Below are 22518 nucleotides of genomic sequence, written 5' to 3'. Positions count from 1 at the left end.
TAACCGCATCGTCATGCGGATTGTTCCTTTTTTTAAGATGGCCGGTCACTTCCTGAAGCAGAGGCGCGGGCCGGCTCTGTCAGGTTCACTTCGCTCAGCAGCTCCGCTGTAATGATGTTGGCATTTTCCTCCTGGATATGTGCACCATCGTAAAAAGCTTCAAGTGATCCGTCGTATTTTTCCACCCTGTCAAAATCTTTGTAGCTGAAGTGGCTGTACTTTTCCTCCATTTCGGATAAGAACGCTGTCACTTCTTTTTTGCGGTCGCTGTATACATTATCTTCATCCAGTGCCTTGATGACATCATCGTGGAGGGTTGTGATGAATCCTGCCACTTTAATATCATTTTCTGCGGCAAGCTGAAGGAATTTTTCAAAGTAATCTTGCCGATCTGCGTCAACGGCCGTATAGCCTTTATAACGGCCTTGATATTTTTCGACGTATTCTTTGATTTTCGGTTCAAATGTTCCCTTCTCTAATTTTCTTTCCCGTTCCGGGTAGTGAAGAAAACCATTTTCTGTATATGTTGCCATCGGTTCCGGATATTCAGTTGCTGAAAAGTACAGGCTTCTGAATGATCCTGCCACTTCGTCGTAAGTCAGCATCGTTTTAACCCGTTCACCGATGTTCGGCCGATCTTTATCATGCAAGTATTTCAGGAAGCGATTATTATAAACCAGCCGGTCATCGGCAGTACGCCCGTTGTGGAAGGATTCCACATCGATTCCAAGCAGGATCGCTTCCGGTTTCACGTCTACTTCTTCAAGAGCGTACTTGAGCATGACATAGTAATCCTCAGCCATAGCCGAGTTGACACTGGCATTGAACGACGGTTTATCCGTCTGCTGCTCAATGAATCCCGGATCGATTTTCATCGAGCGGCTTGACCCGAGCACAAGCACCTCAGGTTCTTGTTCAAACTCTGACAGCAGCTGGGCTTTATCGGCACGTGCCGTCCAGACGAGCGACGGAAATTCACGGGACGAATATTTCCCAAGGGGATTGACGAAATAATTGACAACCATTAGCCCGCCAAGGAGAAAAGCCGCACTCAGCATAATGGCAATACTCATTTTTTTCCAACTCATAAGGCATCCCTCTCCACTTTAAAACTGGAAGTATAAAAATTCAGCTTCACGATTGATAAACAGCAGTGCGGTTACTAAAACAACGGCGATGAACACTGCCCATTTCGCGGTCGGTTTCATTTTCTCAGCAACTTCGATCGTATTCGGCGCCACACTTACAAAGATGAACAGCGCCCCTAAGATAAGCAATTCAGTGGTGCCGCCCGGCAAATAATCGAGTTTTCCATATTCGATGCCGTTCATGCCGGCCATGCCCTTAAGAACTTTAAAGGCATCTTCGACTGTCAGAGCCCGGAAAAAGACCCATGCAACGACAACTGAAAGGAAGGTAATCAATCGGTAAGGCAAAACTGCCATCCCTTGCCGTATAGTCGTCCACAATGTTTCAGGCGCTTCTTCACGGGCAGCAGCTGTCTCCGCCTTCTTCGCTGGAAGCCGGAACAGTTTCTTTTTCAATTCGCGGTAAACATGGTTAATGACGTTATACATGCCGTGCATCGCACCCCAGATGACAAACGTCCAGCCGGCACCGTGCCAGATTCCGCCAAGGAACATCGTCAAAAACAGGTTGATGTATTTGCGGGTTTTTCCTTTTCTGTTCCCGCCTAGCGCGATATACAGATAATCACGCAGAAAGCGGGAAAGCGTCATGTGCCAGGACCGCCAGAATTCACTGATGCTGTTGGCTTTATATGGAGACATGAAGTTGACCGGCAACTTGATATTGAAAAACAGCCCCAGCCCGAGTGCCATTTCCGAGTAGCCGGAGAAGTCAAAGTAAAGCTGGAACGTATACGCAAGTGCCGCACCCCATGCTTCCAGCATCGTCAGGGAAGACGCCTGGTCGAAAGCGGGCGTTGCCCACAAAGCAAGCGAATCAGCAATCACAACTTTTTTGAACAGGCCGAGTGAGAAAATCAGCACTCCAAGCGAGACATTGCGGTGATTCAGCTGAAAGGTTTTTTCCTTCTGGAACTGCGGGATGACGTCCGTATGATGGACGATCGGTCCGGCAATCAGCTGCGGGAAGAAAACGACAAACAGCGTATAGTTGAAAAAGTTATAGTCTTTCGTATCACCGTGATAGGAGTCGACCAAAAAGCCGATCTGCTGGAAGGTGAAAAACGAAATCGCCAGCGGCAGTACAATTTGCAGCAAAGGCATATTCATACCGAACACCGCATTCACATTTTCCAGGAAGAAATCAGCATATTTGTAGTAACCGAGCAATGCAAGGTTGACAGCCACCCCGAAGCCAAGGCTCCATTTAGACGGCTTCTTGCCCAGCCACTTGCTGAACGCATAGTTGAAAACGATACTGAACCCGATCAGCAGCAGATACTTCGGATTCCAGTATCCGTAGAAGAACAGCGATGCAACAATCAACGTCAGTTTCGCAAGATGAAATGCCCTGAAACGTGTCAGTGTATAGTAAACGATTAATGTTAGCGGAAGAAAAAGAAAGATAAAACCAAACGAGTTAAACAGCATACAGCATACCCCCTCCATCATCGGAGATTTATCCTTACTTATACCTTAAACATTAGTTCTCTAATATGTACCGCCTTCAGGGGGCATTTAAACATCTTTAAGCTGTTTGTATCTCATCTGTAAAAATTGTAATTTATCGGAAAATTAGCATGCTGGTGCTGTTTTCTGCGGCATGGGCGGCGGACACGGTGAGCGTGGAAGTTGCCTGCCTCCAGATTTGATTGGCAGAGGCTTAAATTTGAGGAGCAGGTGCTCTGAGAAGCGATTGTACGTTACCTTTGTTGGTTCTGGGGAAGAAATTGGTGACTCGGACCAGTTTTTTGATGGAAAGGCTCCTGTTTTCGGAAATGAAATTGCGTTTAACGCCAAAAGAGCAGTGTTTCACGACGTATCTCCTAATTTTCATGCGATAACAGCCAGATATTATGCGGTTGGACTGGAAGACGTTTTGTTTTTCCGCCATAATTCGGCTTTTTCACGCCGGACGATCACAGTTTCAAGCCGCAACAGCTCAGTTTCAAGCGGGCGAACGCATATTTCACGCCAAAGCATGCCTTTCACGCCATATCACAACTGTTTCACGCTGGAAGCTCCTGCTTTCAAGGCGAACATACAGCAGCTGCACTGCCCTTAATTCACTCAGGATATTGCCCCACGATTCTATCAGAATGCCCAATTTAAGCATTCCCGCTTCAACAATATTGTTGATAGGAGCCGAAGGAGCGGCTTCCCGAGAGCCGGCGTGCAGCGGAGCTCCCGGATGACTGCGAAGCGTTTGTTCAACAAAAAAATAACCCCCCAGCATTTACTGGAGAGTCTTTACATTTGAATATGAATTGTCCGCAAAACGGTCGAATGTTTTTGTCGGAACGGTAATTTTAAATGCGAGACGATTATCTTCGAGATTGAAGTTTTGCACTTTTACCCGAAAATTGCTTTTCGTTTTCATTTCCGTCAGGGCGACATAAACGTTTTCCTCTTTCGGATTGACGACTACCCACTCCGGCAGTTTGTAGTTATCACGCAGGTAATCAAGGACTTTCCGGCTCGGAAGTGACAGTCGGCCAAGCTTGATTGATTTTTGCTCAAGCAGCAGGTCCCCGTTTTCCTGGACGACCGGTTCAAAATTCATCGTAAGGCTCACCGGGTTGCCAAAAGCCATGATGGAACCTTTTAGTTCAACGTCATCTTCGAGTGAAACGGCATAATCGATTTTTTCATTTTTGGACATATCGGCAATATAGTCATTCATGAGCTGGTTCAAGTCTTCTTTCGTCGATATGATCGTAAACTCGGTTTCATTATCCCGGGCTTTCCGGTCATCTGGATATTCATTGTTGGCCGGGCTGCCGACCATGATGAACATCCAGAGAATGATTGCGATGTTAAGAGCCAACAATCCGATAAATAAATACTTCCAGGTATTGCGATTCTTTTTCATAATCGATCCCCTATTTATTAATTTCTTTCAGTCTCTCCAGCAAGCATATTACGCTGTTGTTTCACAATGGCGGGAGATATCTCTTCATACACCCGGCCGGCAATTAAACTGTAGCCTTTTGCATTGGGGTGGAAGTTATCTTCTGCCAGCAGCTCCTCTTTTTTGTTGCGGAACAAGTCGTCTGTAGGAATATACCTTACATTCTCATATCTTTTTACGACAATCTGGCTGCTGACATTCCAGTTCTCAAGGATTTTATCCAATTCTTCAATATGGGCAAACCATTTGAAAAACGGATTGTACATTCCAAGCAGATAAATTGGTGCATCCGGATTATGTTTACGGATTTTTGCAAAAATAGTATCCAAATTCCCCTCATACTGAGCCTGTGCCTCAGTGAAAGGTTCCATTTCAAGGTTCGTGAAGTTCGACTTGACCACTTTCATAATATCATTCGCACCGATTGTGACAATGATAATGTCTGAGTCCTTCAGCGATTTGACGACTTGTTTCTTGTCAAGACGCTTAATTAAGTGCTCTGTCCTGTTGCCGCGGACGCCATAGTTTGAAATTTCAACCCGGTTGACTTCTTCCATTTTTCTAATTTCCGTTTCAAGGTCGCCCAGATAGCCGCCATCTTTTCCCTCGTCACCGACGCCCTGGGTCAGTGAATCGCCGACAGCGGTGATGTGGATGTCTTCTTCGACAAAAACATCAATCGTATCTTCCACAACGTTCGTTACCGCTTCTTTTATTGTGTCTTTTTCGAAATCCGCAACCTCATCGCTATCCTCGACTGGTTCCTGGACTTCTTCCACAACATCCTCGGCCGGGTCCTCTTCTTCCTTCATTTTATCTTCGTTTTGAATTGTGGAAGCAGGTTCGGCATTATGGGTTTGCTGCTTTTCTTCATACCAAAATAAAATCATAATAAGTCCAATGATGAACACGAATAAAAAAGCAGCAATCGCACGTTTATTTTTCATATGGTCTCACACCTGTAGTATCAATTTTCTGTTCAGATTAAATCATTTCATAAATTATGGCAAGAATGACGCTGCCTGCTGTCAGGCCGTTTTCTTTCTCTGGCCTCATTTTCATTGAGAATTGCGGCATTGATTTACTTCGTTACCCTGAAAATCATGCTGCAAAACGGCAAACCTTCTATTAACAGTGTATGAAAATTTCCCAGGACTATTGTTGGTTAATAGCCCTTTCGTCCATTTTTTCGTGAATTGGAACAGCCTTCCTGCAGGTGGGCTGGAATTTATTTGACACTCCGTGAAGTTTCAACGAATTTAACCGCATTTTCCGCCATTTTTTCGAAGGCGTATCGTGCGTACAGCTGTTCTTCCGGTGTCATTCCATCGCCAAGTACACCTGTCCAATTGGCCAGGACTGAAGCCAGTTCCTCTTCAATGTCTTTCGCCTTTTTCGTTAAAAAAACTTTATTTGAGCGGCGGTCGTCGAGACACGTTTCACGCTTTACATAACCTGCGTCTTCCAATTTTTTAATCGCCCTCGCAGCTGTTCCTTTGTCTGTACCGACGTTTCTGGCAAGCTGATCCTGCAGCACACCATCTTTTTTATATAGCTCCGTTAAAAATGGCAGCTGACCTGTACCAATATTATATTCATTCAATTGGTTATGAATGTACCGCTGTCCATATCTGTGCAGCAGGGAAATCCATTTTCCCAAAGATTCATCAGTCACACTCAAGTCCGTTCACCTCAATCTCCACTCACAAAAGTTGCGGGTAAAACCATTATAAGGGACAATTAGTTGCAGAGACAACCAAACGGTTCGAAAGGAGACGATTACGATGAAAAGATTGATCGGAGCCGCGCTTGCTGGAGGGGGCATTCTTGGTTTCTTCTTGAAATGGGTCCAGGCCGAAACAGGCAAAAATGTATATATCTTATTGCTGAATATCGATTATATCCCGGTTGCTAAAGATCTTCCCATTTCTGAAGCCGGCGAATTTTTACTGCACCTTGGTGTGTCGATACCGCTGACCATTTTTCTCCTGACGGTGATTCCAAAGTTCTTCCGGCAAAAACCTATGCAAGCTCTGGGCCTCCTGCTATCCTCCATTTTCATTGGAATCATCCTCTATCCCACTACTGTTTTATCAGTACGCACGCCTGCTCTTTCTGACGGCTGGGCATTTTTCTGGTGGATTGGGGGCCATTTGCTGTATGGTGCGGTGCTGGCTGCATTTTTGCCCCGGTATTCACAAACAGTCCTTCTGTTTAACTGTAATCCCTTCCCTTTCCGGAGTCGGTGATTTCCATCAGTTCTTCAGGATAAGGCTGGAAGTAGCTTTGTTTCAATAAGTACTCATCTTCAAAGCGGATTGACCATGATTTCAGGACACTCAACATACTTGCAAGCGGCACTTTTTTCTGTTTGTATTTATCAAGAAGCTCAAGAAAGTGCTGTTTTTCACCAGGGGACAATTGATTGTTAAAAGCAGCCATCATTTGCCTGCAAACATTTATATTGGAATCATAACGGGCTGAACGCTGGAACATGTTAAGGAGGATTTCCTCATACCGGCTGTATAAAGACTGCAGTTCTTCGAGTTTGCCGGCGGCTGCTATCCGGCTGAGCTGTTTATGTTTTGGCTGGCTATAGGCCTTTAGTAAATAGTTGTGTTTGGAATGGAAGTCCGTAAGATCCTCCAGACTGCCTGCTGTTCGGATGGAGCGGAATTCAGCCGAAATGAACAGCCGGGTTAAAAAGTTGCTGCGTATGGTGAAATTACGGAGCCGCCCTTCCTCCTCAATTGCTGCCCCCTGAAAATGCTCCAGCACCTTTGCGCCGAAAAAGCCGCTCCCTTTTTCTTTCACCGGCGCTTTTTCAATCCCGCTGTATATTTTCACATCTTTTACGCCGCAGCTTGGCGAGCGCGATTTCAGAATAAACCCGTCCACTTCTCCGACTGTGCTCAGGAACCGTTCTGCAAATGCGAGCATTTTTCCGGATAGATCCTCCGTTTCCGGCGGCTGGACAAGCGCCTTGTTTCCGTCACTTCCTGACACGATGCGGATCGTTTCCCGCGGCGTTCCGAGCCCGATTTCAACCTCAGGGCAAACCGGCACAAACTCGACAAACGGCTCAAGGCGCCGCACCGTCTCATCCCGAATCACATCGCCATTATACCGGCAAGCTTCAAACTCTAGGCACTTGCTCACAACCACCCTCGGCCTGACGAACTCCATCATCCATCTCCTCCTGTCTTCCGGATCCTATATCCCTTACTTTCATCCTTCTCAATCTGTATTTTAGTTTGCCGATCTTCGTAAAAAGTCATGTATGTGCTAGTTGCAAATAATGCCTGGCAATTGCCTGGGACTTCCCAGGCAATTGCCAGGCATTTCACCATTCACTTTCTTCCCGGTTTTTTCATAAGGTGAAGCGGAGGGGGTGTAGGTATGAACGGGTTGCTGTTGGATTTGTTGATGGTTTACGGGATTGGGGTGATTGGTTACGGGGCAAAGAAGCGGGGGGTGTTGGGTAAGGAATCGGATGGCGTTCTTGCAGCCGTTGTTCTCCATATTACGTTACCGGCTTTGATCATTTATTCAATGAACCGGCCGTTTCGCCCGGAATATATAACGGAGTTCAGTCTGCTTATCCTGCTGTCTGTTTTCATTCTCGGTGCAGCCTGTGCCGTTGCTTTATTCCTGGCAAAAGTGCTGCCGCTGTCGGATTCACAAACAGGCGTTTTCCAGGGGATCACCATTTTCGGCAATCAGGGGTTCATCGGCTATACGGTTTGTTTTTTGTTATTTGGCGAAAAGGGAATCATGTATTGTGCCGTTTTTAACCTGCCCTATTTACTCTTGATATGGACATACGGCATTTTTATCATAGCCCGCCGTAAAGGCACCCGTCCGGCCTGGCGGACCGTTTTCTTGAACACAGGGGTAATGGCAACGGTGCTAGGGCTGGCGCTTCACCTGCTGCCATTCTCGATTCCCCCCCGATTAGCAGGAATGCTGGAAATGGTCGGAATGCCGACAATTCCTTTCTCGATGCTGCTGATCGGAAGCTTGATCGCCAACCTTGACCGTTCAGCCATTCAAAAGCTTGGTCTCCACCCGTCCATCTGGTCTGCTGTATTATTCAAGCTTCTTGTCCTGCCATTATTACTTCTGCCTTTTTCATTAACAGTCTCTTATACACTGATAGCAGTTGCCGTCCTTACGACTGCCACCCCATCTGCGCCGACGGTTTCGATGTATGCGCAGCAATACGGCGGAGATGTTGACTTTGCCTCCATTGGTGTTTTTATCTCCACCGCCCTTTCGCTTTTAACCATTCCCCTGCTCTTTTACACGATCGGCCTCCTTTACGGCGTTTGACATACCGTTTGCAAACAGCCATATATGCCGCCGCTTGCCGTCTAATTCTTCGGCAAGCATCAATATGCTTTTAAAACGTGCAGCATGAAATGAAGCTTCTCTTATGGTAAGGTGAGGAAGAATTGGACAGACTAATATTCAACTGATCAAGCAAACAATCCGGTTTTTGCTATACTGCCGTACATGTATCCACTTATGTGAATTCCAGCGGCATCGGCGCCCTTTTGTTTGCTTTTCTACTTTTCAATCTCTAAAATAATGTATTTGGATACATAAAGCAGCCACGATCTGCAAACCCAGAATGAAAGGTGAGGTCTATCTGTGAAACCTGCACAAGAACAACCAAAAGCCTTGATCGTTATATTCGGAGCTACAGGGGACCTGGCACGCCGGAAATTGTTCCCCTCTATTTACCGTTTGTACCGAAAAGGCGAGCTCTCTGAAGACTTTGCCGTTGTCGGCGTAGCGAGACGCCAGTGGACGAATGACTTTTTCCGCAGCCATGTTTCTGAATCGGTCGGAAACGAAGTGGAAACAAAAGGCGATCAAGTGGACATGGAGGAATTCAGCCGCCATTTTTATTATCATCCATTTGACGTCCAGGATTCATCTTCATATAAGGAACTGAATACATTACTCGAAAACCTTGACAACGAGTTCAATGTGCCGGGTAATCGGGTCTTTTACATGGCGATGGCTCCCGACTTTTTCGGTACTATCGCCAATAATCTGAAAACAGAAGGCCTTACGGATACGGGCGGATGGACACGCCTTGTCATTGAAAAGCCGTTCGGGCACGATTTTGAATCGGCACGGGCACTCAATGACCAGATCAGGCAGACCTTCGAGGAAAATGAGATTTACCGGATAGATCACTATCTCGGTAAAGAAATGGTACAGAATATTGAGGTGATCCGTTTCGCCAATGCCCTGTTCGAACCGTTATGGAACAGCCGTTATATCGATAACATCCAGGTGACATTGAGCGAAACTGTCGGCGTCGGTGAACGGGCCCGTTATTACGATAAATCCGGTGCGCTTCGGGATATGATGCAAAACCATATGATGCAGATGGTGACGCTGCTTGCGATGGAACCGCCAAGCAGGCTCGATCCGAAAGACATCCGCACCGAAAAGGTCAAAGTGCTGCGTGCTATGAGGCACTTCACACCGGATGAAGTCGACCGCTATTTTGTCCGCGGCCAGTACGGAGCCGGTGAAGTGGAAGGCGAAGAAGTGAAAGGCTACCGCGAAGATCCGAATGTCGGCCCTGAATCCAATACGGAAACGTATGTTGCCGGCAAGTTTTACATTGATAACTTCCGCTGGGCGGGTACCCCTTTCTATGTACGCACAGGGAAGCGGATGGCCGTCAAATCTTCCAAAATCATTGTCCAGTTCAAGGATGTTCCGATGGATTTATATTACAGCCGCAACAGCGGGGAAAAGCGCCGCCCGAACCTGCTTGTCATCAATATCCAGCCGGATGAAGGCGTGTCTCTTCACTTGAACATGAAAAGGTCTGGTCCGACCGATGAAACGAACCCGGTCAAGCTGGAATACTGCAATAACTGCGTTGACGGACTTAATACCCCTGAAGCTTATGAACGGCTGCTTCTTGATTGCATGAAAGGTGATGCCACAAACTTCAGCCACTGGGAAGAAGTCGCTACATCATGGAAGCTCGTCGACCCGATTTCAGTTTCATGGGCACAGAAAAAAGCAGCTGATTTCCCGAATTATAAAGCAGGTACAATGGGGCCGGATGCGGCCAACAAATTGCTTGAACAGGAAGGACATCACTGGTGGCCGATCACGGCTGGCGGTGAAACTTACGAATAAGGAGTGATGCACGGTGAAAATGTATGACATTTCCTCACCCATTTTCAAAGGGATGCCCGTTTATAAAAACAAAGACGAAAAGCAGCCTGCATTTGAAACACAGACAAACGGCCATGTGACCGAGACCCGTATCAGCCTTGACGCCCATACCGGAACGCATGTTGACGCACCGCTTCATATGATCAACAGCGGGGAAACGATTGAAACGGTGGACATTAACAAATTGGCCGGCCCGTGCAAAGTGTTCGATTTGACAGGTGTTGACGGCGGCATCGGCAAGCAGGACCTTGAAGGCCTTGATATCCGGGAAGGCGATAATATCCTTTTTAAAACAAAAAATTCCTTTGATGAGGAATTCAATTTTGAATTCATTTTCCTGGCTGAAGACGGCGCCCGTTATATGGCTGAAAAAGGCGTCAATGTGATCGGAACGGATGCACTCGGCATCGAACGGAGCCAGCCTGAACATCCGACCCACCGCACCCTGTTCGAAAATGGCGTCATCGTCATTGAAGGGCTGCGCCTGAAAGATATTGAACCGGGTGAATATTTCCTTGTGGCCGCTCCGCTGAAAATGCAGGGCATCGATGCGGCACCAGCACGGGTATTGCTGTTTGAAAGGGGACAAACCCTGTAAATGAAGAGCCGCCCAATCCGGGGCGGTTTTTTTATGAATAATTTCCATCGATTTTATGCATTCTACCCGTAACAAACCATTTACGGAGGTGCATGCAATTGGCAAAGGAACGAAATCAGGCTCAAAAAAATGTAACACGGACTGCGAAGACGATCAAAGATGGTGCAGATGCTATGTTTGATACGGTCCAGGCCGGAGCTGAAGCGACCGAAAGTGCGGCGATGAACGCTGTCGATAAGACGGCTGATGCGCTTAACAGGGCATTTGATGAAGACGAGCGTTAATAACATTTTTTGAAAACATAAAGTGCCAGCACTCCTCCGGCTATCCGTCAGGGGGGCTGGCACTTTTTATTGGTGCATATTGAAGGATGTTATTGATTTTGCACATTGATGAGATCGTTTTTCAAGGAGAAGTTCGTTCGGTTTCGCTTCTCTAGTCGGGCCAGAGCGCATTTCAGGGACGATTACTTGTGAATCGTGACCACTATTCCGATTGATATGGGTTTGCGAGACTCCTCGGAAAGGCTCCTTATTCCCTTCATGCGGTGGAAAATTAGCAGCACCGCGCATGATGGGGCTCACCGACGTCCCGCAGCAAAGAAGACACCGAGTATGCGACCGACCAGAAGCAGTAATGGATGTTTTGCACATATACATCTTATGAAGGCGAGTACCAGCACGGGAATCAACAGCAGCGATTAACAGAGCCAAGAACAAATGCGCAAGGCGCCTGCTTATGACGATAGCCGCTGGCGCCTGGAGCTGGACGATTCCCTTCTGGCTTTTTATCCACATCGCTTAAATTTTATAACTTCCTTAACAATAAAAAAAAAGGCACTCCCGCCGGGGGTAGTGCCTCTTGCTGCTTCATTTATTCCATCCAGTTTGTATGGAAAGTGCCTTCTCTGTCGATTCGCTGATATGTGTGGGCGCCAAAATAATCGCGTTGGGCCTGCAGCAGGTTGGCAGGAAGCGTTTCAGTCCGGTAGCTGTCATAATAGGATAGCGCTGCTGCGAAACCAGGAACCGGAATGCCGTTTTGCACCGCTGTCACAATGACATCACGGAGCGCATTCTGATAGTTTTCGACGATATCTTTGAAATACGGATCGAGCAGCAGGTTCGTCAGCTGCGGGTCGCGATCATATGCTTCTTTGATGTTCTGCAGGAAGCGGGCCCTGATAATGCAGCCGCCGCGGAAAATCATCGCAATATCGCCGTATTTCAAATTCCAGTCATATTCGTCTGAGGCCGCGCGCATTTGGGCAAATCCCTGTGCGTACGAAACGATTTTACTCATATACAGTGCTTTGCGGATCGATTCGATGAAGGCCTCCTTATCGCCTGCAAACGGCTTAGACTTAGGACCGTTCAGCACTTTGCTTGCTTTTACGCGCTCTTCTTTCAGGGCGGAAATAAAGCGGGCAAAGACGGATTCGGTGATGACCGGAAGCGGAACACCGAGGTCGAGCGCGCTCTGGCTCGTCCATTTGCCGGTTCCTTTCTGTCCGGCAGTATCAAGAATGACATCGATCATCGGCTTGCCGGTTTCATCGTCTGTTTTAGTGAAAATATCAGCCGTGATTTCGATTAAGAAGCTGTCGAGCTCCCCTTCATTCCACTCGGAAAATACGCGGTGCATTTCTTCGGAATCAAGATCGAGAACATGCTTCATCAAGAAATACGCTTCACTGATCAGCTGCATATCGCCATATTCGATGCCGTTATGAACCATTTTGACATAATGGCCGGCACCATCCGGACCGATGTAAGTGGTGCAGGCTTCACCGCTGACCTTTGCCGAAATGGCTTCAAAGATATCCTTCACATGCTTGTAGGCTTCTTTCGGACCGCCGGGCATGATGGAAGGGCCTTTAAGGGCGCCTTCTTCACCGCCGGATACACCGGTGCCGATGAAATGGATGCCTTTTGCTTCAAGCTCTTCACTTCGCTTCTTCGTATCTTTGAAAAAGGCGTTCCCGCCGTCGATCAGGATGTCTCCTTTTTCAAGATGCGGCAGCAGCTGGTCGATCGTCGCATCTGTCGGACCGCCGGCTTTTACCATGAGCATGATCTTTCGCGGTTTTTCAAGCGATTCGACAAACTCCTCGATGCCGTATGTACCCGAAAGGTTTTTCCCTTTTGCCTCATTCTCAAGGAAGTCATCCGTCTTTTCACGGGATCGGTTATAAACCGATACACTGTATCCGCGGCTTTCAATATTCAGTGCGAGATTCTTGCCCATCACTGCCAGGCCGATAACACCGATTTGCTGTTTTGCCATAATATATAACGTCCTTTCTGCAGCAGCTGGGTTCATTCGCCAACCCGCTGTCTGTAGTCCCATTATCTCTGTAATCTCTGTATGAAAATAACACAACCGCTTTTCCCTAATCAAGTAACCGGTCTTTTCCGGGCAATTCAGACTTTTCATTGGCTTGTTCAATGCACTCTGCAGCGACTTTTTCAGTGCCTGGCAATTGCCTCGCAATTGCCAGGCACTGAAAAAAAGCGAAACTTCATTTCCTCTCTATTATTGGTCAAATACGCCAAAAAATCCCTGCAAAAGCAGGGATTTTCCGGTGTTTTTTCAGCAAATTGACGAACACGCACCGATTAGAAATCGAAGTTGTCAGGGTCTGGGCCGGTACGCTCGTCTTTGTTCAGGCCGTCGATTCGTTTCATGTCTTCATCATCGAGGGCAAAGTCGAAGATGTCGGCATTTTCACGGATGCGGTTTTCACGCACTGATTTTGGAATGATGACGACTCCATTCTGAAGATGCCAGCGCAAGATGATTTGTGCCGGGCTTTTGCTGTGCTTCTGCGCGAGGTCCTGGATCACATCGTTGTCAAAAAGCTTGGCACGCATGATCGGACTCCATGCTTCGACACGGATGCCGTTCTTTTCACAATATCCGAGCAACTCTTTTTGAGTCAGGCGCGGATGGAGTTCAACCTGGTTCACAACCGGCTTCACTTCGGCATCCTTCATCAAATCCTCAAGATGGTCGCTGGTGAAATTGCTTACACCGATTGATGTAGCTCTCCCTTCACGGTAGAGCGCCTCCAGCGCACGCCATGTGTCTTTGTACTTTCCTTTTACCGGCCAGTGGATCAACAGCAGGTCCACATAATCAAGGCCCAGCCGTTCAAGGCTCGCCTCTGCCGCCCTGAAGGTGCTTTCATATCCCTGATCATCATTCCAAATTTTGGTCGTGACAAAAATCTCTTTCCGCGGAATACCGGAATCACGGATTGCTCTGCCGACACCTTCCTCATTCCCATAGAATGACGCTGTATCAATGCTTCTGTAACCGGCCTTCAGGGCAGCAGTTACCGCATTGTATACTTCTTCGCCTTCTTCCGCTTTGTACACGCCAAGGCCGAGCCATGGCATCTTTGCACCGTTATGTAACTCGACAGTGTCTGCAACTCCTTCATAAGACATCGTTTCCATTCCTCCTGTCATTTTATAAATTTGCCTTGATGACCTTTCGCCTTCGGGAGAGCCATCCCCATTTCCTCCAGGCTGGCCGGGCACCGGCACGCTCCAAAGGTAATCCCTAAAACACCTCTAAGCCAATCGTATCATATTCCATTCTCACGTTCTTACGATAAATCCTTATCTATTTAACCCCGCAGCGGAAAGGTGCTGCCCCAGATGCTTTTCCCCCTCTTGCCAGGTGTTAAAACAGGCATCCAAAGTATCTTAATTATCGGGGATTTGCCAATCGACCGGTTCACTCACAATTTTCTCAAGAAACTGATTCGCTTTTGAAAAAGGCTTGCTTCCAAAAAAGCCCCGATTCGCTGAAAAAGGGCTAGGGTGGGCCGATTTGATGACGTAATGGTGGTCGGCTGTAATGAGTTCTTCTTTTGCCTGCGCTTTCTTGCCCCAGAGCATGAAGACAACCGGTTTCTCGCGGCCGTTCAGTGACCGGATCACCTCATCGGTAAACCTCTCCCATCCTTTTCCTTTATGAGAATCGGGTTTGCCAGCGAGAACTGTAAGAACCGTGTTCAGCAAGAGCACACCCTGTTCAGCCCATTTGACAAGATAGCCATTGTTCGGAATTTTGCACCCAAGGTCGCTTTGCAGTTCCTTGTAAATATTTCTGACTGAAGGAGGCGGCGTCACCTCCGGCTGCACGGAAAAACTCAATCCGTGCGCCTGATTCGGCCCGTGGTAAGGATCCTGGCCGAGGATCACCACTTTCGTGTCCTTAAAAGAAGTGAGGTGGAGTGCATTGAAAATATTTTCTTTTGCTGGGTAAATCGTCTTTGTTTCATATTCTTTTTCTAAAAAACGGCTCAATTCCTGAAAATATGGTTTCTCAAATTCGCTTTGTAAAATGTTGGCCCAATCATTCCGCAATACATTATCCACGATGCTCACATCCGTTTCATTAAGAATCGCTTAAAACTTGCTGTTACCCATTTTCCTTTCCTGCCCTTACGAAAACCGGAACTATGTAATAAGAATTTCTGTTTTGATAATATCGATGCTGATCAAAAAAGGGGGAGATTTGTGCTGCAGGTACTGTCTTTCCGTGACGGGAAGTACAGCCCCAGCCTCCAGATCAACCTTCATGTATACGAAAAAAGGTTGTCCTACTAAGCTGAAAACAATGATTCAGAAGAAAAGCCAAAAGAAAAAAGCGCACCGTTTGCCGTGTGCGCTTCCACTGTGTCCCCTTTCAGTATAACAAAAAAAAATGCGGAAGACTGAACATCTCCCGCATTTTTCTATTCATCTTCACCGTCTACATCAATTGCCGGTGTGTTGTTATAAAGATAAGTCGGCGCTGTTTTTTCTTTACCGCTTTTATCGTCTTCAAAGTACTCATCTATCTTCTGATTGGCCGCCTGCGCCTCTGTCTCCGGCTTGTCGCGGTCAACATCCCTTACAGAATCATTCAGCGTTTCATTGATCGCCTCATTGGCAGAAACCGTCTCCTTATCCTGCTGCTGCCTTTTCGAATCAGCCATAACAATCCTCCTTTGGATCAGCGTTACGGCTAATTTTCCCGATTCATCCCGGCACTAATCATGTATGGTAAGTCGTGATTTTGGTTTTTGTGAAAACCGCCATACAAATTTATTACGCTGACTCTTTTTCACCCATAGCCTCTTTCTGATAGGCTATGTTATGCTCCATAACAATTTCCCTGTCACGCCGCACAAGTTTAACAAATGATGCGGCAAGCCCGAACATGATGATGACAATCGGCAGGGCGACAAGAATAGAAACAGTCTGCAATGCTTCAAGGCCGCCGACAAACATCAATGTCATCGGAAGGACGGCAAGCGAGAAGGCCCAGAACAGGCGGTTCCACCGGAAAGGATCTCCGACCACCATGTTTTGGGTAACTGCAGCCAAGGTATAGGATGAAGAATCAAATGTAGTGGCAAGAAAAACAATCGCTGTTACCGTGAACAGGGTCACCATCAGTTTTCCGAGCGGCAATGCGGCAATAATGGCAATGATCGCTTCCGGAGTACCCTGCTCAGCCATAATTTGCGTGACCGGAACAATATTGTTTAATTCCAGGTACATGCCGTAATTTCCGAGAATCATGAAATAAAGCGCTGAACCAAGCGATCCCCAGCCGACCGCTCCAAGAATTGTCTGGCGGATGGTGCGGCCTTTGGAAATTTTAGCGACAAACAAGCCGATAAATGGTGCATATACAATCCACCATGCCCAGTAAAACACGGTCCATGCTTCTGGGAACCCTGACTTGAGAACAGGATCTGTCCAAAGATTCATGCGGAAAAAATTATCCATCAATAAACCGGTCGCATTTGTGCTCATTTTCATGATGAACAGTGTCGGGCCGGCAACCAGCACGAATACAAGGAATCCAAACGATAGAAGCAAATTGATGTCACTTAACTTTTTAATGCCTTTTTCAAGGCCGGAATAGGCACTGACAGAAAAAATGACAGTGACGATAAGCAATACCGAGATATCCAAAACAAGAGAACGCTGGATGCCCGTCACTTCCGTAATCCCTGCTGAAATCATCGGCGTACCGAGACCTAACGTTGTTCCAGCTCCGCCGAGCAAACTGAACATGAACAGGATATCTATCGTTTTTCCAAGCGGGCCATCGACAAGTTTGCCCAGGATTGGCCGGCATGCTTCACTGATTTTCAAAATCGGTTTTTTCTTTACGTGGTACAAATAGGCGATCGGCAATGCGGGTAATGTATAAATCGCCCATGCGGTCGGGCCCCAGTGGAAGATACCATAAGTTGCCGCCCACTCGATAGCTTGAGCGGATTTCGCTTCAAGGGCGTATGGCGGGGACTGATAATAGTACGCCCACTCGACAGCACCCCAGTACATGATGCTCGAACCGATCCCGGCACAAAACATCATCCCTGCCCAGCTGAACGTGGAGAATTGCGGCTTTTCTTCAGGCTTTCCGAGCGTGATATTCCCATATTTGCTGAAGGTCACCCAGGTCAGGAATAAGAGGGCGCCGAATCCTCCCCATAAATAAAGGGGGCCAAATTTATCGGTAACAAAAGAGTTGGCGGTACTTAACATTTCTGCGCCTTTTTCGGGGAACATGATGAGAGGAATACAAACGGCTAACAATAACGCAAAGGTAGAAATAAACGTAGTCGGGTCAATTTTGGCTTTCATTTTTTTCATTTGAGCTTCAGTTCAAAAATGCGGCATTTCTGCGTTCGGGCATTTTAGAACCTTGCTTCACCTCCTGATGTAGTATATGTGTTTTTCTGCACAATTTGTTCAGTTTAAACTTTACAAATCAATTAAAAAAAAAGCTGTTTTCACGGCTTTCTTTTCAGAAACATGAACTTTTTTCGCACACCATTACAGTTTAGCAAATATTTCATCTCAGTCATCCGCCCGCACTATCCATTTTTAGTGATAAACACAGAATAACCCATATCATGTACACTGGTGAGAAGTTATTTATATTTTATATTTCATTTTCTCTATTTAGCAGGAAATAGCACCTTGAAATCAATTTTTCTAACGGGTTCAGTTTTTTGGTGCTACCTTTAAAAGGCACTGAATTGGGGTTCAGTACCTCTAGTTTGGTTGCTCTGCTGATTAGGGGCTCTGAATTGGGGTTCAGTGCCCCTAACCTTAGTCATCTTGCTGATTTGGCGCACTGAATCGGGGTTCAATGCCTCTAATCCTGGTCGCTCTGCTGATTAGAAACACTTCTGACTCAAACAGCAAAGGTGCCTATCCAGTTCATTCCCTATACCTGACACTCAATCTTAATCCAAAGAACTACGCAACAGAACTTCGAAATTTCCACTGCCGCCTGATATCCCTTCCACAAAAAAAGAGCAGCAGCTGCCGCTCTTTTTATCCAAGATCCCACTTCTTCAAATTAAACTCCACATTCCCCTTTGCACCAAAAACGATCCGCCCGTTTCCCGGATCAGGGAAAATCCGTGCCGTGAAAACTTCCTCGCCGCCATTCAAAAAGACTTCGACCGAAGACGCATCAAGGAAAACACGGATGGAATCGAGCTTTGCCAAATAACAGTGCCGCGATTCAGTCAGTCCGTCCACAAAGCTCTTGCGTTCAAGTGTAAACCGCTTTTCTCTGTTGTTATAAAGGAGGCGGGCATTCCCGCGGATACCAATTTCGAATTGTTCAGCATTGCCGCTGAACTCTTCAAGCAGCAATTCCGCCGCTTTCCCGGAGATTCCCTCATATTCCGCTTCCTCATTTTCGAGCAGCATCCCCTGGTGAGTGACTTCATTTTTACGAAGCGATTCAAGTTCTTCAACCGGCTGCTGAATCAGCTTTCCCTCTTTTAAAGCCAGCACTCTCGGCAGCGTCATCGTGTGAAGCCATTTATGCTTGACGGTCGGCTGGTCCTGCTCGTTCTGGTCCGGTACACCCATCCAGGCGATGAGGATCCGGCGCCCTTTATCATCCTCCGTCGTTTGTGGTGCATAGAACTCGAATCCTCTGTCCAGTTCGGTGAAATCGCCGTGCGCCATGCGGGCATTCTTATAATCTAGCTCTCCGACAAAGTAGCCGGCCTGGTATACGTTATTATAGAGCATGCCGGAAGCTTCAAGTCCCTGAGGTGATGCAATAAGCACATCTTTGCCGCCGAGGGGGAACAGGTCCGGGCATTCCCACATATAGCCGAAATCTCCAAGCTGGCCGAGGTGGGATCCGGCAATCGGGCCGAGATGCTCCCATTTATAAAGGTCATCCGAACGGAAAAGGACCGCCCGTCCTTCAAGATCAATGTTCTGGGCACCGACTATCATGTACCAGCGGTCACCATGCTTCCAGACTTTCGGATCGCGGAAATGCGGCGTGTATCCTTCCGGCAGCGTGATGACGGGCCCTTCTTTTTTAAAATGAAGCCCGTCCACCGACACCGCCTTGCATTGATACGTTTCACGATTGCCGTCTTCATCTTTCACATTCCCTGTATAAAAAAGCGTCATCACTCCATCATGATCGATAGCGCTGCCGGAGTAACATCCGTTCTTTTCATACCACTCACTCGGGGCAAGGGCGATTTCCTCGTGTGACCACCGGACCAGGTTGTCCGATGTGTAATGGCCCCAGAACTTGGCGCCGTGCCCAGTCTTGAACGGCATCCATTGATAAAACAAATGATATGTCCCATTCCACTGGATGAAACCGTTTGGATCATTCAGCAGTCCTGCCGGCGGCATTATATGATAAGTAAGCCGGTAAGGATCCCGCTCCACTTCCGCCCTGTTTTTATCCACTTCGTCATAAGCCTGCTGCTTCAATTGCTCATCCCGGTCTGCCATTCTTGTGACTCCTTTCATACTGTAAAAAGTAAATATGTAATCGATTCCTCTTTCACAATCTTACCTTCCTCTCCCAGTTGTTTCAATCCGAAACCGACTTGAAAGCGTTTTCCGTAATTTCCCTTCAAAAAAATTTCAAAAAATAGGTTTTAATCATTGCTTGTGAAGGATATATTTCATAATATAAATAACAAGAAAAAAATATTTCAAAGAGGTGTAATGAATTGGCAGTCAACAAGATTTCTTCTGCTGTGCATGACTACATGTCAAAGACCCCGTCCTCCCTTGCTTTTATGGAAAAGGCCAAGGATGTCATGCCGAATGGCGTAACGGCAAATATAAAGGCATTCGCACCTTATCCTGTCGTTATGAAAAAGGCGAAAGGAGCCTACTTGTATGACATGGACGATAATGCATACGTCGACTATCTGCTCGCATACGGCTCCCTGATGCTCGGCCATGGCCATCCGAAAGTGAAAGAAGCGATGTTCAACCAGCTTGAATCGGACGGCACCAGCCTATTCGGCACACCCCACAGTCTTGAATACGAAATGGGCAAACGCCTGAAAAGCTATTATCCAAGCATGGAACTGCTGAGATATACGAATTCCGGCACAGAAGCGACCCTGCTGGCCCTGCGCCTTGCCAGCGCCTACACAGGCAGGCACAAGGTTGCCAAGTTTGAAGGGCACTACCACGGCGGCTATGATAAAGTGCTGTTCAGCATCAATCCGTCCCAGCAGGAGTATGGAGCGGAAGATGAACCGGCCGCCGTCCAGGAATCGAAAGGAATACCGTCATACTATGAAGATAATATTCTCATTTTACCCTTTAATGACATCGAAAAAACGGAATGCTTGCTGAGAAAACATAAAGATAACCTCGCCGCACTTATCCTGGAACCTGTCCAAAGCGGTTTCATTCCAGCGGATCCCGAGTTCATGAAGCAGCTGCGGACCATTACTGAAGAGCTCGGCATCGTGCTGATTTTTGATGAAGTGAAAACCGGATTCCGCCTCGGCCTCGGAGGAGCCCAGGAAGTTTATGGCATCAAGCCCGATTTGACCGCACTGGGAAAAGTGATCGGCGGCGGCTTCCCGGTCGGTGTCGTCGGCGGCAAGAAGGAAATTATGCTTGAAAGTGCCGCAGGGCTTTCCTCGGACGTCTTTGATTACAGTCAGAGCAAAACATCCAACTCTAAAAATGTGCTGTTCCACAGCGGAACGTATAACGGACACCCGGGCATCCTGGCAGCGGGCATGGCGGTGCTTGATGTCCTGGAAATGAAAATGGGAGACGTTCTTCACCATACCGAAACATTAAAAACCAGGCTTGAACAGCTTTTCGAGGAAAACGGACTTCCGATGAAGGCCGTCGGGAAAGGGACGATTTTCAACCTGATTCCGACCGACCAGGATGAAATCAAAGACTATCGCCAATTCCAGAAGGCAGACCTTGAACTTCGCAAGCGCCTGGACTATCATTTACTCAACGAAGGAATTTATACAAAGCCTCTGAATCGATACAGCCTTTCAACCGAACACGGCGAAGAAGAGATCGAAAAAACGGTTGAAGCTTTCAAAAGAGCGATCAAAAAACTGAAAGCTGAGCAGCAATGAAGGCAGATTCCGGGAAGATGAAACTGATTTTGTAAAAGATGAAGCTGAAGATTGCAACGGAAATGACTAAGTGATGATGTAAGGGCGAGGGGGAAATCATGGAAAAAATGGACGTATTCGACCGCATGATGCATATGCAGGAAACGATGAGCAAATCGCAAAAGAAAATAGCAAACTATCTGATTGCAAATCCGGAAAGCGCACCATTTTTGACCGCTTCCAAGCTTGCCCGCCAGGTCGGCGTCGGCGAAGCGACAATCATCCGGTTTGCGGTTTTTCTCGGATTCCAGGGCTATCCCGATTTCCAACGCCACCTCCAGGAAACGATGAAGCGGAAATGGACATCGGCAGAACGGTTTGAAAAAACTTCGCGGATGGACCATACTGAACCGCATGTATGGGAAGAAGTCCTTTCCGATGACATCCAGAACATCAAGGATACGCTCGATAACATTGACGCCGAAGCATTTCAGGAGGCGGTACGCGACATCATCGGTGCTGAGCGTATTTTCATCGTGGCATACCGGAGCGCCCAAAGCATCGGCCACTTCCTTGAGTTTTACCTGGACCTCGTGCTTCAGAATACCGAATTGATCACCCAGGCAGACGGCGTATCCGAACACCTGCTGGATATAACAGATCAAGATCTTGTCATCGGACTCGGGTTTTCGCGTTACACGAAACGCACTGTCGATGTGCTGAAGTACTCCCGGTCCCGGGGCGCCAGGACACTCGTGATCACCGATCATCTGCTGTCGCCGCTTGCACCGCTTGGCGACACTAAGCTGTACAGCGCAGTCGAAATCAACTCGTTCATTGATTCGTTTTCCGCTCCGCTCAGTATCATTAATGCACTCATCACAGGTGTCACCCGTTCTGAGCAGGAGAAAGTGAAAAAACGCCTTGAACAGCTTGAAGACATGTGGGAAACATTTGATGTGTTTTATGAATAAATCCAACTGCACCTCGGAATTGAAATAAAGAACGCCAAGAGCGGCCCTGAACTGGATTTATGCCAGAGGAAGGGCCGGTTTTTTAATTGCCGGAAACCAGGCCGTTTGTTTTGGCAATAGTTTTCGATATAAAGGGCCATTTCCCCGCTTGAGGGATTGAAAAGTGACGTGATTTTAAATTTATTTAGAACTGTACAGGAATAATATCACGCTTGCGGCACCTTTTCGCTTCAAACCAGGCTGGTTTCACGCCAATTCGACGCCCTTTCGCG

20 protein-coding genes are annotated in these 22518 nt (G+C 47.3%); 7 read left to right on the top strand and 13 right to left on the bottom strand.

Translation table 11 applies throughout. The features are described from left to right. Positions 1–32 precede the first annotated feature (32 nt). The 6 genes from A4U59_RS04795 to A4U59_RS04770 all read right to left on the bottom strand — a co-directional run bounded on the left by A4U59_RS04795 (position 33) and on the right by A4U59_RS04770 (position 5734). The gene (locus A4U59_RS04795; RefSeq protein WP_066175930.1) at positions 33–1088 is read right to left on the bottom strand and encodes a DUF1574 family protein; all 1056 of its coding nucleotides are present in this window, start codon (positions 1086–1088) and stop codon (positions 33–35) included. An 18-nt stretch (positions 1089–1106) separates the two neighbouring features. After that, entirely contained in the window at positions 1107–2579 is a 1473-nt protein-coding gene (locus tag A4U59_RS04790; RefSeq protein WP_066175926.1) for an MBOAT family O-acyltransferase, read from the bottom strand. A 423-nt stretch (positions 2580–3002) separates the two neighbouring features. Then, a complete protein-coding gene (locus A4U59_RS21665; protein ID WP_169823913.1) occupies positions 3003–3140 on the bottom strand; it encodes a hypothetical protein in 138 nt (45 codons plus the stop codon). 244 nt (positions 3141–3384) lie between these two features. Beyond that, complete coding sequence (locus A4U59_RS04780; protein WP_066175920.1) at positions 3385–4020, bottom strand: YpmS family protein; 636 nt, start codon at positions 4018–4020, stop codon at positions 3385–3387. Between the two features lie 17 nt (positions 4021–4037). Next, on the bottom strand, positions 4038–5006 hold the full coding sequence (locus A4U59_RS04775; protein ID WP_066175917.1) for an SGNH/GDSL hydrolase family protein: 969 nt from the start codon (positions 5004–5006) through the stop codon (positions 4038–4040). Positions 5007–5287: 281 nt separating this feature from the next. Continuing rightward, positions 5288–5734: a MarR family winged helix-turn-helix transcriptional regulator gene (locus A4U59_RS04770; protein WP_066176268.1), complete on the bottom strand. Its 447-nt coding sequence runs from the start codon at positions 5732–5734 to the stop codon at positions 5288–5290. Positions 5735–5843: 109 nt separating this feature from the next. Between A4U59_RS04770 and A4U59_RS04765 the strand changes: the two genes are divergently transcribed. Beyond that, positions 5844–6308, top strand: coding sequence for a hypothetical protein (locus tag A4U59_RS04765; RefSeq protein WP_066175914.1), 465 nt, complete (start codon positions 5844–5846; stop codon positions 6306–6308). On the opposite strand, the gene A4U59_RS04760 is transcribed toward A4U59_RS04765, so the two are convergent. Further along, positions 6274–7248 (bottom strand): YbgA family protein, encoded by a 975-nt coding sequence (locus A4U59_RS04760; RefSeq protein WP_066175911.1) that lies wholly within the window; start codon positions 7246–7248, stop codon positions 6274–6276. The genes A4U59_RS04765 and A4U59_RS04760 overlap by 35 nt on opposite strands. A gap of 210 nt (positions 7249–7458) precedes the next feature. Here A4U59_RS04760 and A4U59_RS04755 point away from each other — a divergent pair, with 210 nt between their 5' ends. The 4 genes from A4U59_RS04755 to A4U59_RS04740 all read left to right on the top strand — a co-directional run bounded on the left by A4U59_RS04755 (position 7459) and on the right by A4U59_RS04740 (position 11154). Beyond that, the gene (locus tag A4U59_RS04755) at positions 7459–8391 is read left to right on the top strand and encodes an AEC family transporter (RefSeq protein WP_066175909.1); all 933 of its coding nucleotides are present in this window, start codon (positions 7459–7461) and stop codon (positions 8389–8391) included. A 321-nt stretch (positions 8392–8712) separates the two neighbouring features. Beyond that, a complete protein-coding gene (zwf, locus tag A4U59_RS04750) occupies positions 8713–10233 on the top strand; it encodes a glucose-6-phosphate dehydrogenase (RefSeq protein WP_066175905.1) in 1521 nt (506 codons plus the stop codon). A 13-nt stretch (positions 10234–10246) separates the two neighbouring features. Beyond that, the gene (locus A4U59_RS04745) at positions 10247–10870 is read left to right on the top strand and encodes a cyclase family protein (protein ID WP_066175903.1); all 624 of its coding nucleotides are present in this window, start codon (positions 10247–10249) and stop codon (positions 10868–10870) included. A 98-nt stretch (positions 10871–10968) separates the two neighbouring features. Beyond that, complete coding sequence (locus A4U59_RS04740; protein ID WP_066175901.1) at positions 10969–11154, top strand: hypothetical protein; 186 nt, start codon at positions 10969–10971, stop codon at positions 11152–11154. Between the two features lie 589 nt (positions 11155–11743). Here A4U59_RS04740 and gndA read toward each other — a convergent pair. The 6 genes from gndA to A4U59_RS04705 all read right to left on the bottom strand — a co-directional run bounded on the left by gndA (position 11744) and on the right by A4U59_RS04705 (position 19692). Continuing rightward, on the bottom strand, positions 11744–13156 hold the full coding sequence (gene gndA, locus A4U59_RS04730) for an NADP-dependent phosphogluconate dehydrogenase (RefSeq protein ID WP_066176265.1): 1413 nt from the start codon (positions 13154–13156) through the stop codon (positions 11744–11746). Positions 13157–13488: 332 nt separating this feature from the next. Next, positions 13489–14331 (bottom strand): aldo/keto reductase, encoded by an 843-nt coding sequence (locus A4U59_RS04725; RefSeq protein WP_066175899.1) that lies wholly within the window; start codon positions 14329–14331, stop codon positions 13489–13491. Positions 14332–14583: 252 nt separating this feature from the next. Next, positions 14584–15261 carry a uracil-DNA glycosylase gene (locus A4U59_RS04720; RefSeq protein ID WP_066175896.1) on the bottom strand — a complete coding sequence of 226 codons (678 nt, stop codon included), beginning with the start codon at positions 15259–15261 and terminating at the stop codon, positions 14584–14586. Positions 15262–15620: 359 nt separating this feature from the next. Next, the gene (locus A4U59_RS04715; RefSeq protein ID WP_066175891.1) at positions 15621–15863 is read right to left on the bottom strand and encodes a hypothetical protein; all 243 of its coding nucleotides are present in this window, start codon (positions 15861–15863) and stop codon (positions 15621–15623) included. 112 nt (positions 15864–15975) lie between these two features. Further along, a complete protein-coding gene (locus A4U59_RS04710; protein WP_245680496.1) occupies positions 15976–17538 on the bottom strand; it encodes a BCCT family transporter in 1563 nt (520 codons plus the stop codon). Between the two features lie 690 nt (positions 17539–18228). Beyond that, entirely contained in the window at positions 18229–19692 is a 1464-nt protein-coding gene (locus A4U59_RS04705; RefSeq protein ID WP_245680495.1) for a glycoside hydrolase family 32 protein, read from the bottom strand. Between the two features lie 206 nt (positions 19693–19898). Between A4U59_RS04705 and A4U59_RS04700 the strand changes: the two genes are divergently transcribed. Further along, positions 19899–21293 carry an aspartate aminotransferase family protein gene (locus tag A4U59_RS04700; RefSeq protein WP_066175886.1) on the top strand — a complete coding sequence of 465 codons (1395 nt, stop codon included), beginning with the start codon at positions 19899–19901 and terminating at the stop codon, positions 21291–21293. A 98-nt stretch (positions 21294–21391) separates the two neighbouring features. Beyond that, positions 21392–22246 carry a MurR/RpiR family transcriptional regulator gene (locus A4U59_RS04695; RefSeq protein ID WP_066175883.1) on the top strand — a complete coding sequence of 285 codons (855 nt, stop codon included), beginning with the start codon at positions 21392–21394 and terminating at the stop codon, positions 22244–22246. Positions 22247–22518: the final 272 nt, after the last annotated feature.

Origin of the sequence: Bacillus marinisedimentorum (assembly GCF_001644195.2) — a bacterium.
GTDB classification, from domain to species: Bacteria; Bacillota; Bacilli; order Bacillales; family Bacillaceae_O; genus Bacillus_BL; species Bacillus_BL marinisedimentorum.
Note: the sequence above shows the minus strand (reverse complement) of the source record. Positions and strands in the feature narration are given on the sequence as shown.

Excerpts from the sequence above, each read along its gene's own strand:
- A4U59_RS04765 (WP_066175914.1), top strand. The coding sequence starts at position 5,844 with ATGAAAAGATTGATCGGAGCCGCGCTTGCTGGAGGGGGCATTCTTGGT.
- A4U59_RS04760 (WP_066175911.1), bottom strand. The coding sequence starts at position 7,248 with ATGATGGAGTTCGTCAGGCCGAGGGTGGTTGTGAGCAAGTGCCTAGAG.
- A4U59_RS04705 (WP_245680495.1), bottom strand. The coding sequence starts at position 19,692 with ATGAAAGGAGTCACAAGAATGGCAGACCGGGATGAGCAATTGAAGCAG.
- A4U59_RS04695 (WP_066175883.1), top strand. The coding sequence starts at position 21,392 with ATGGAAAAAATGGACGTATTCGACCGCATGATGCATATGCAGGAAACG.
- A4U59_RS04715 (WP_066175891.1), bottom strand. The coding sequence starts at position 15,863 with ATGGCTGATTCGAAAAGGCAGCAGCAGGATAAGGAGACGGTTTCTGCC.
- gndA (WP_066176265.1), bottom strand. The coding sequence starts at position 13,156 with ATGGCAAAACAGCAAATCGGTGTTATCGGCCTGGCAGTGATGGGCAAG.
- A4U59_RS04795 (WP_066175930.1), bottom strand. The coding sequence starts at position 1,088 with ATGAGTTGGAAAAAAATGAGTATTGCCATTATGCTGAGTGCGGCTTTT.
- A4U59_RS04780 (WP_066175920.1), bottom strand. The coding sequence starts at position 4,020 with ATGAAAAAGAATCGCAATACCTGGAAGTATTTATTTATCGGATTGTTG.
- A4U59_RS04710 (WP_245680496.1), bottom strand. The coding sequence starts at position 17,538 with ATGAAAAAAATGAAAGCCAAAATTGACCCGACTACGTTTATTTCTACC.
- A4U59_RS04790 (WP_066175926.1), bottom strand. The coding sequence starts at position 2,579 with ATGCTGTTTAACTCGTTTGGTTTTATCTTTCTTTTTCTTCCGCTAACA.
- A4U59_RS04755 (WP_066175909.1), top strand. The coding sequence starts at position 7,459 with ATGAACGGGTTGCTGTTGGATTTGTTGATGGTTTACGGGATTGGGGTG.
- A4U59_RS04725 (WP_066175899.1), bottom strand. The coding sequence starts at position 14,331 with ATGGAAACGATGTCTTATGAAGGAGTTGCAGACACTGTCGAGTTACAT.
- A4U59_RS04775 (WP_066175917.1), bottom strand. The coding sequence starts at position 5,006 with ATGAAAAATAAACGTGCGATTGCTGCTTTTTTATTCGTGTTCATCATT.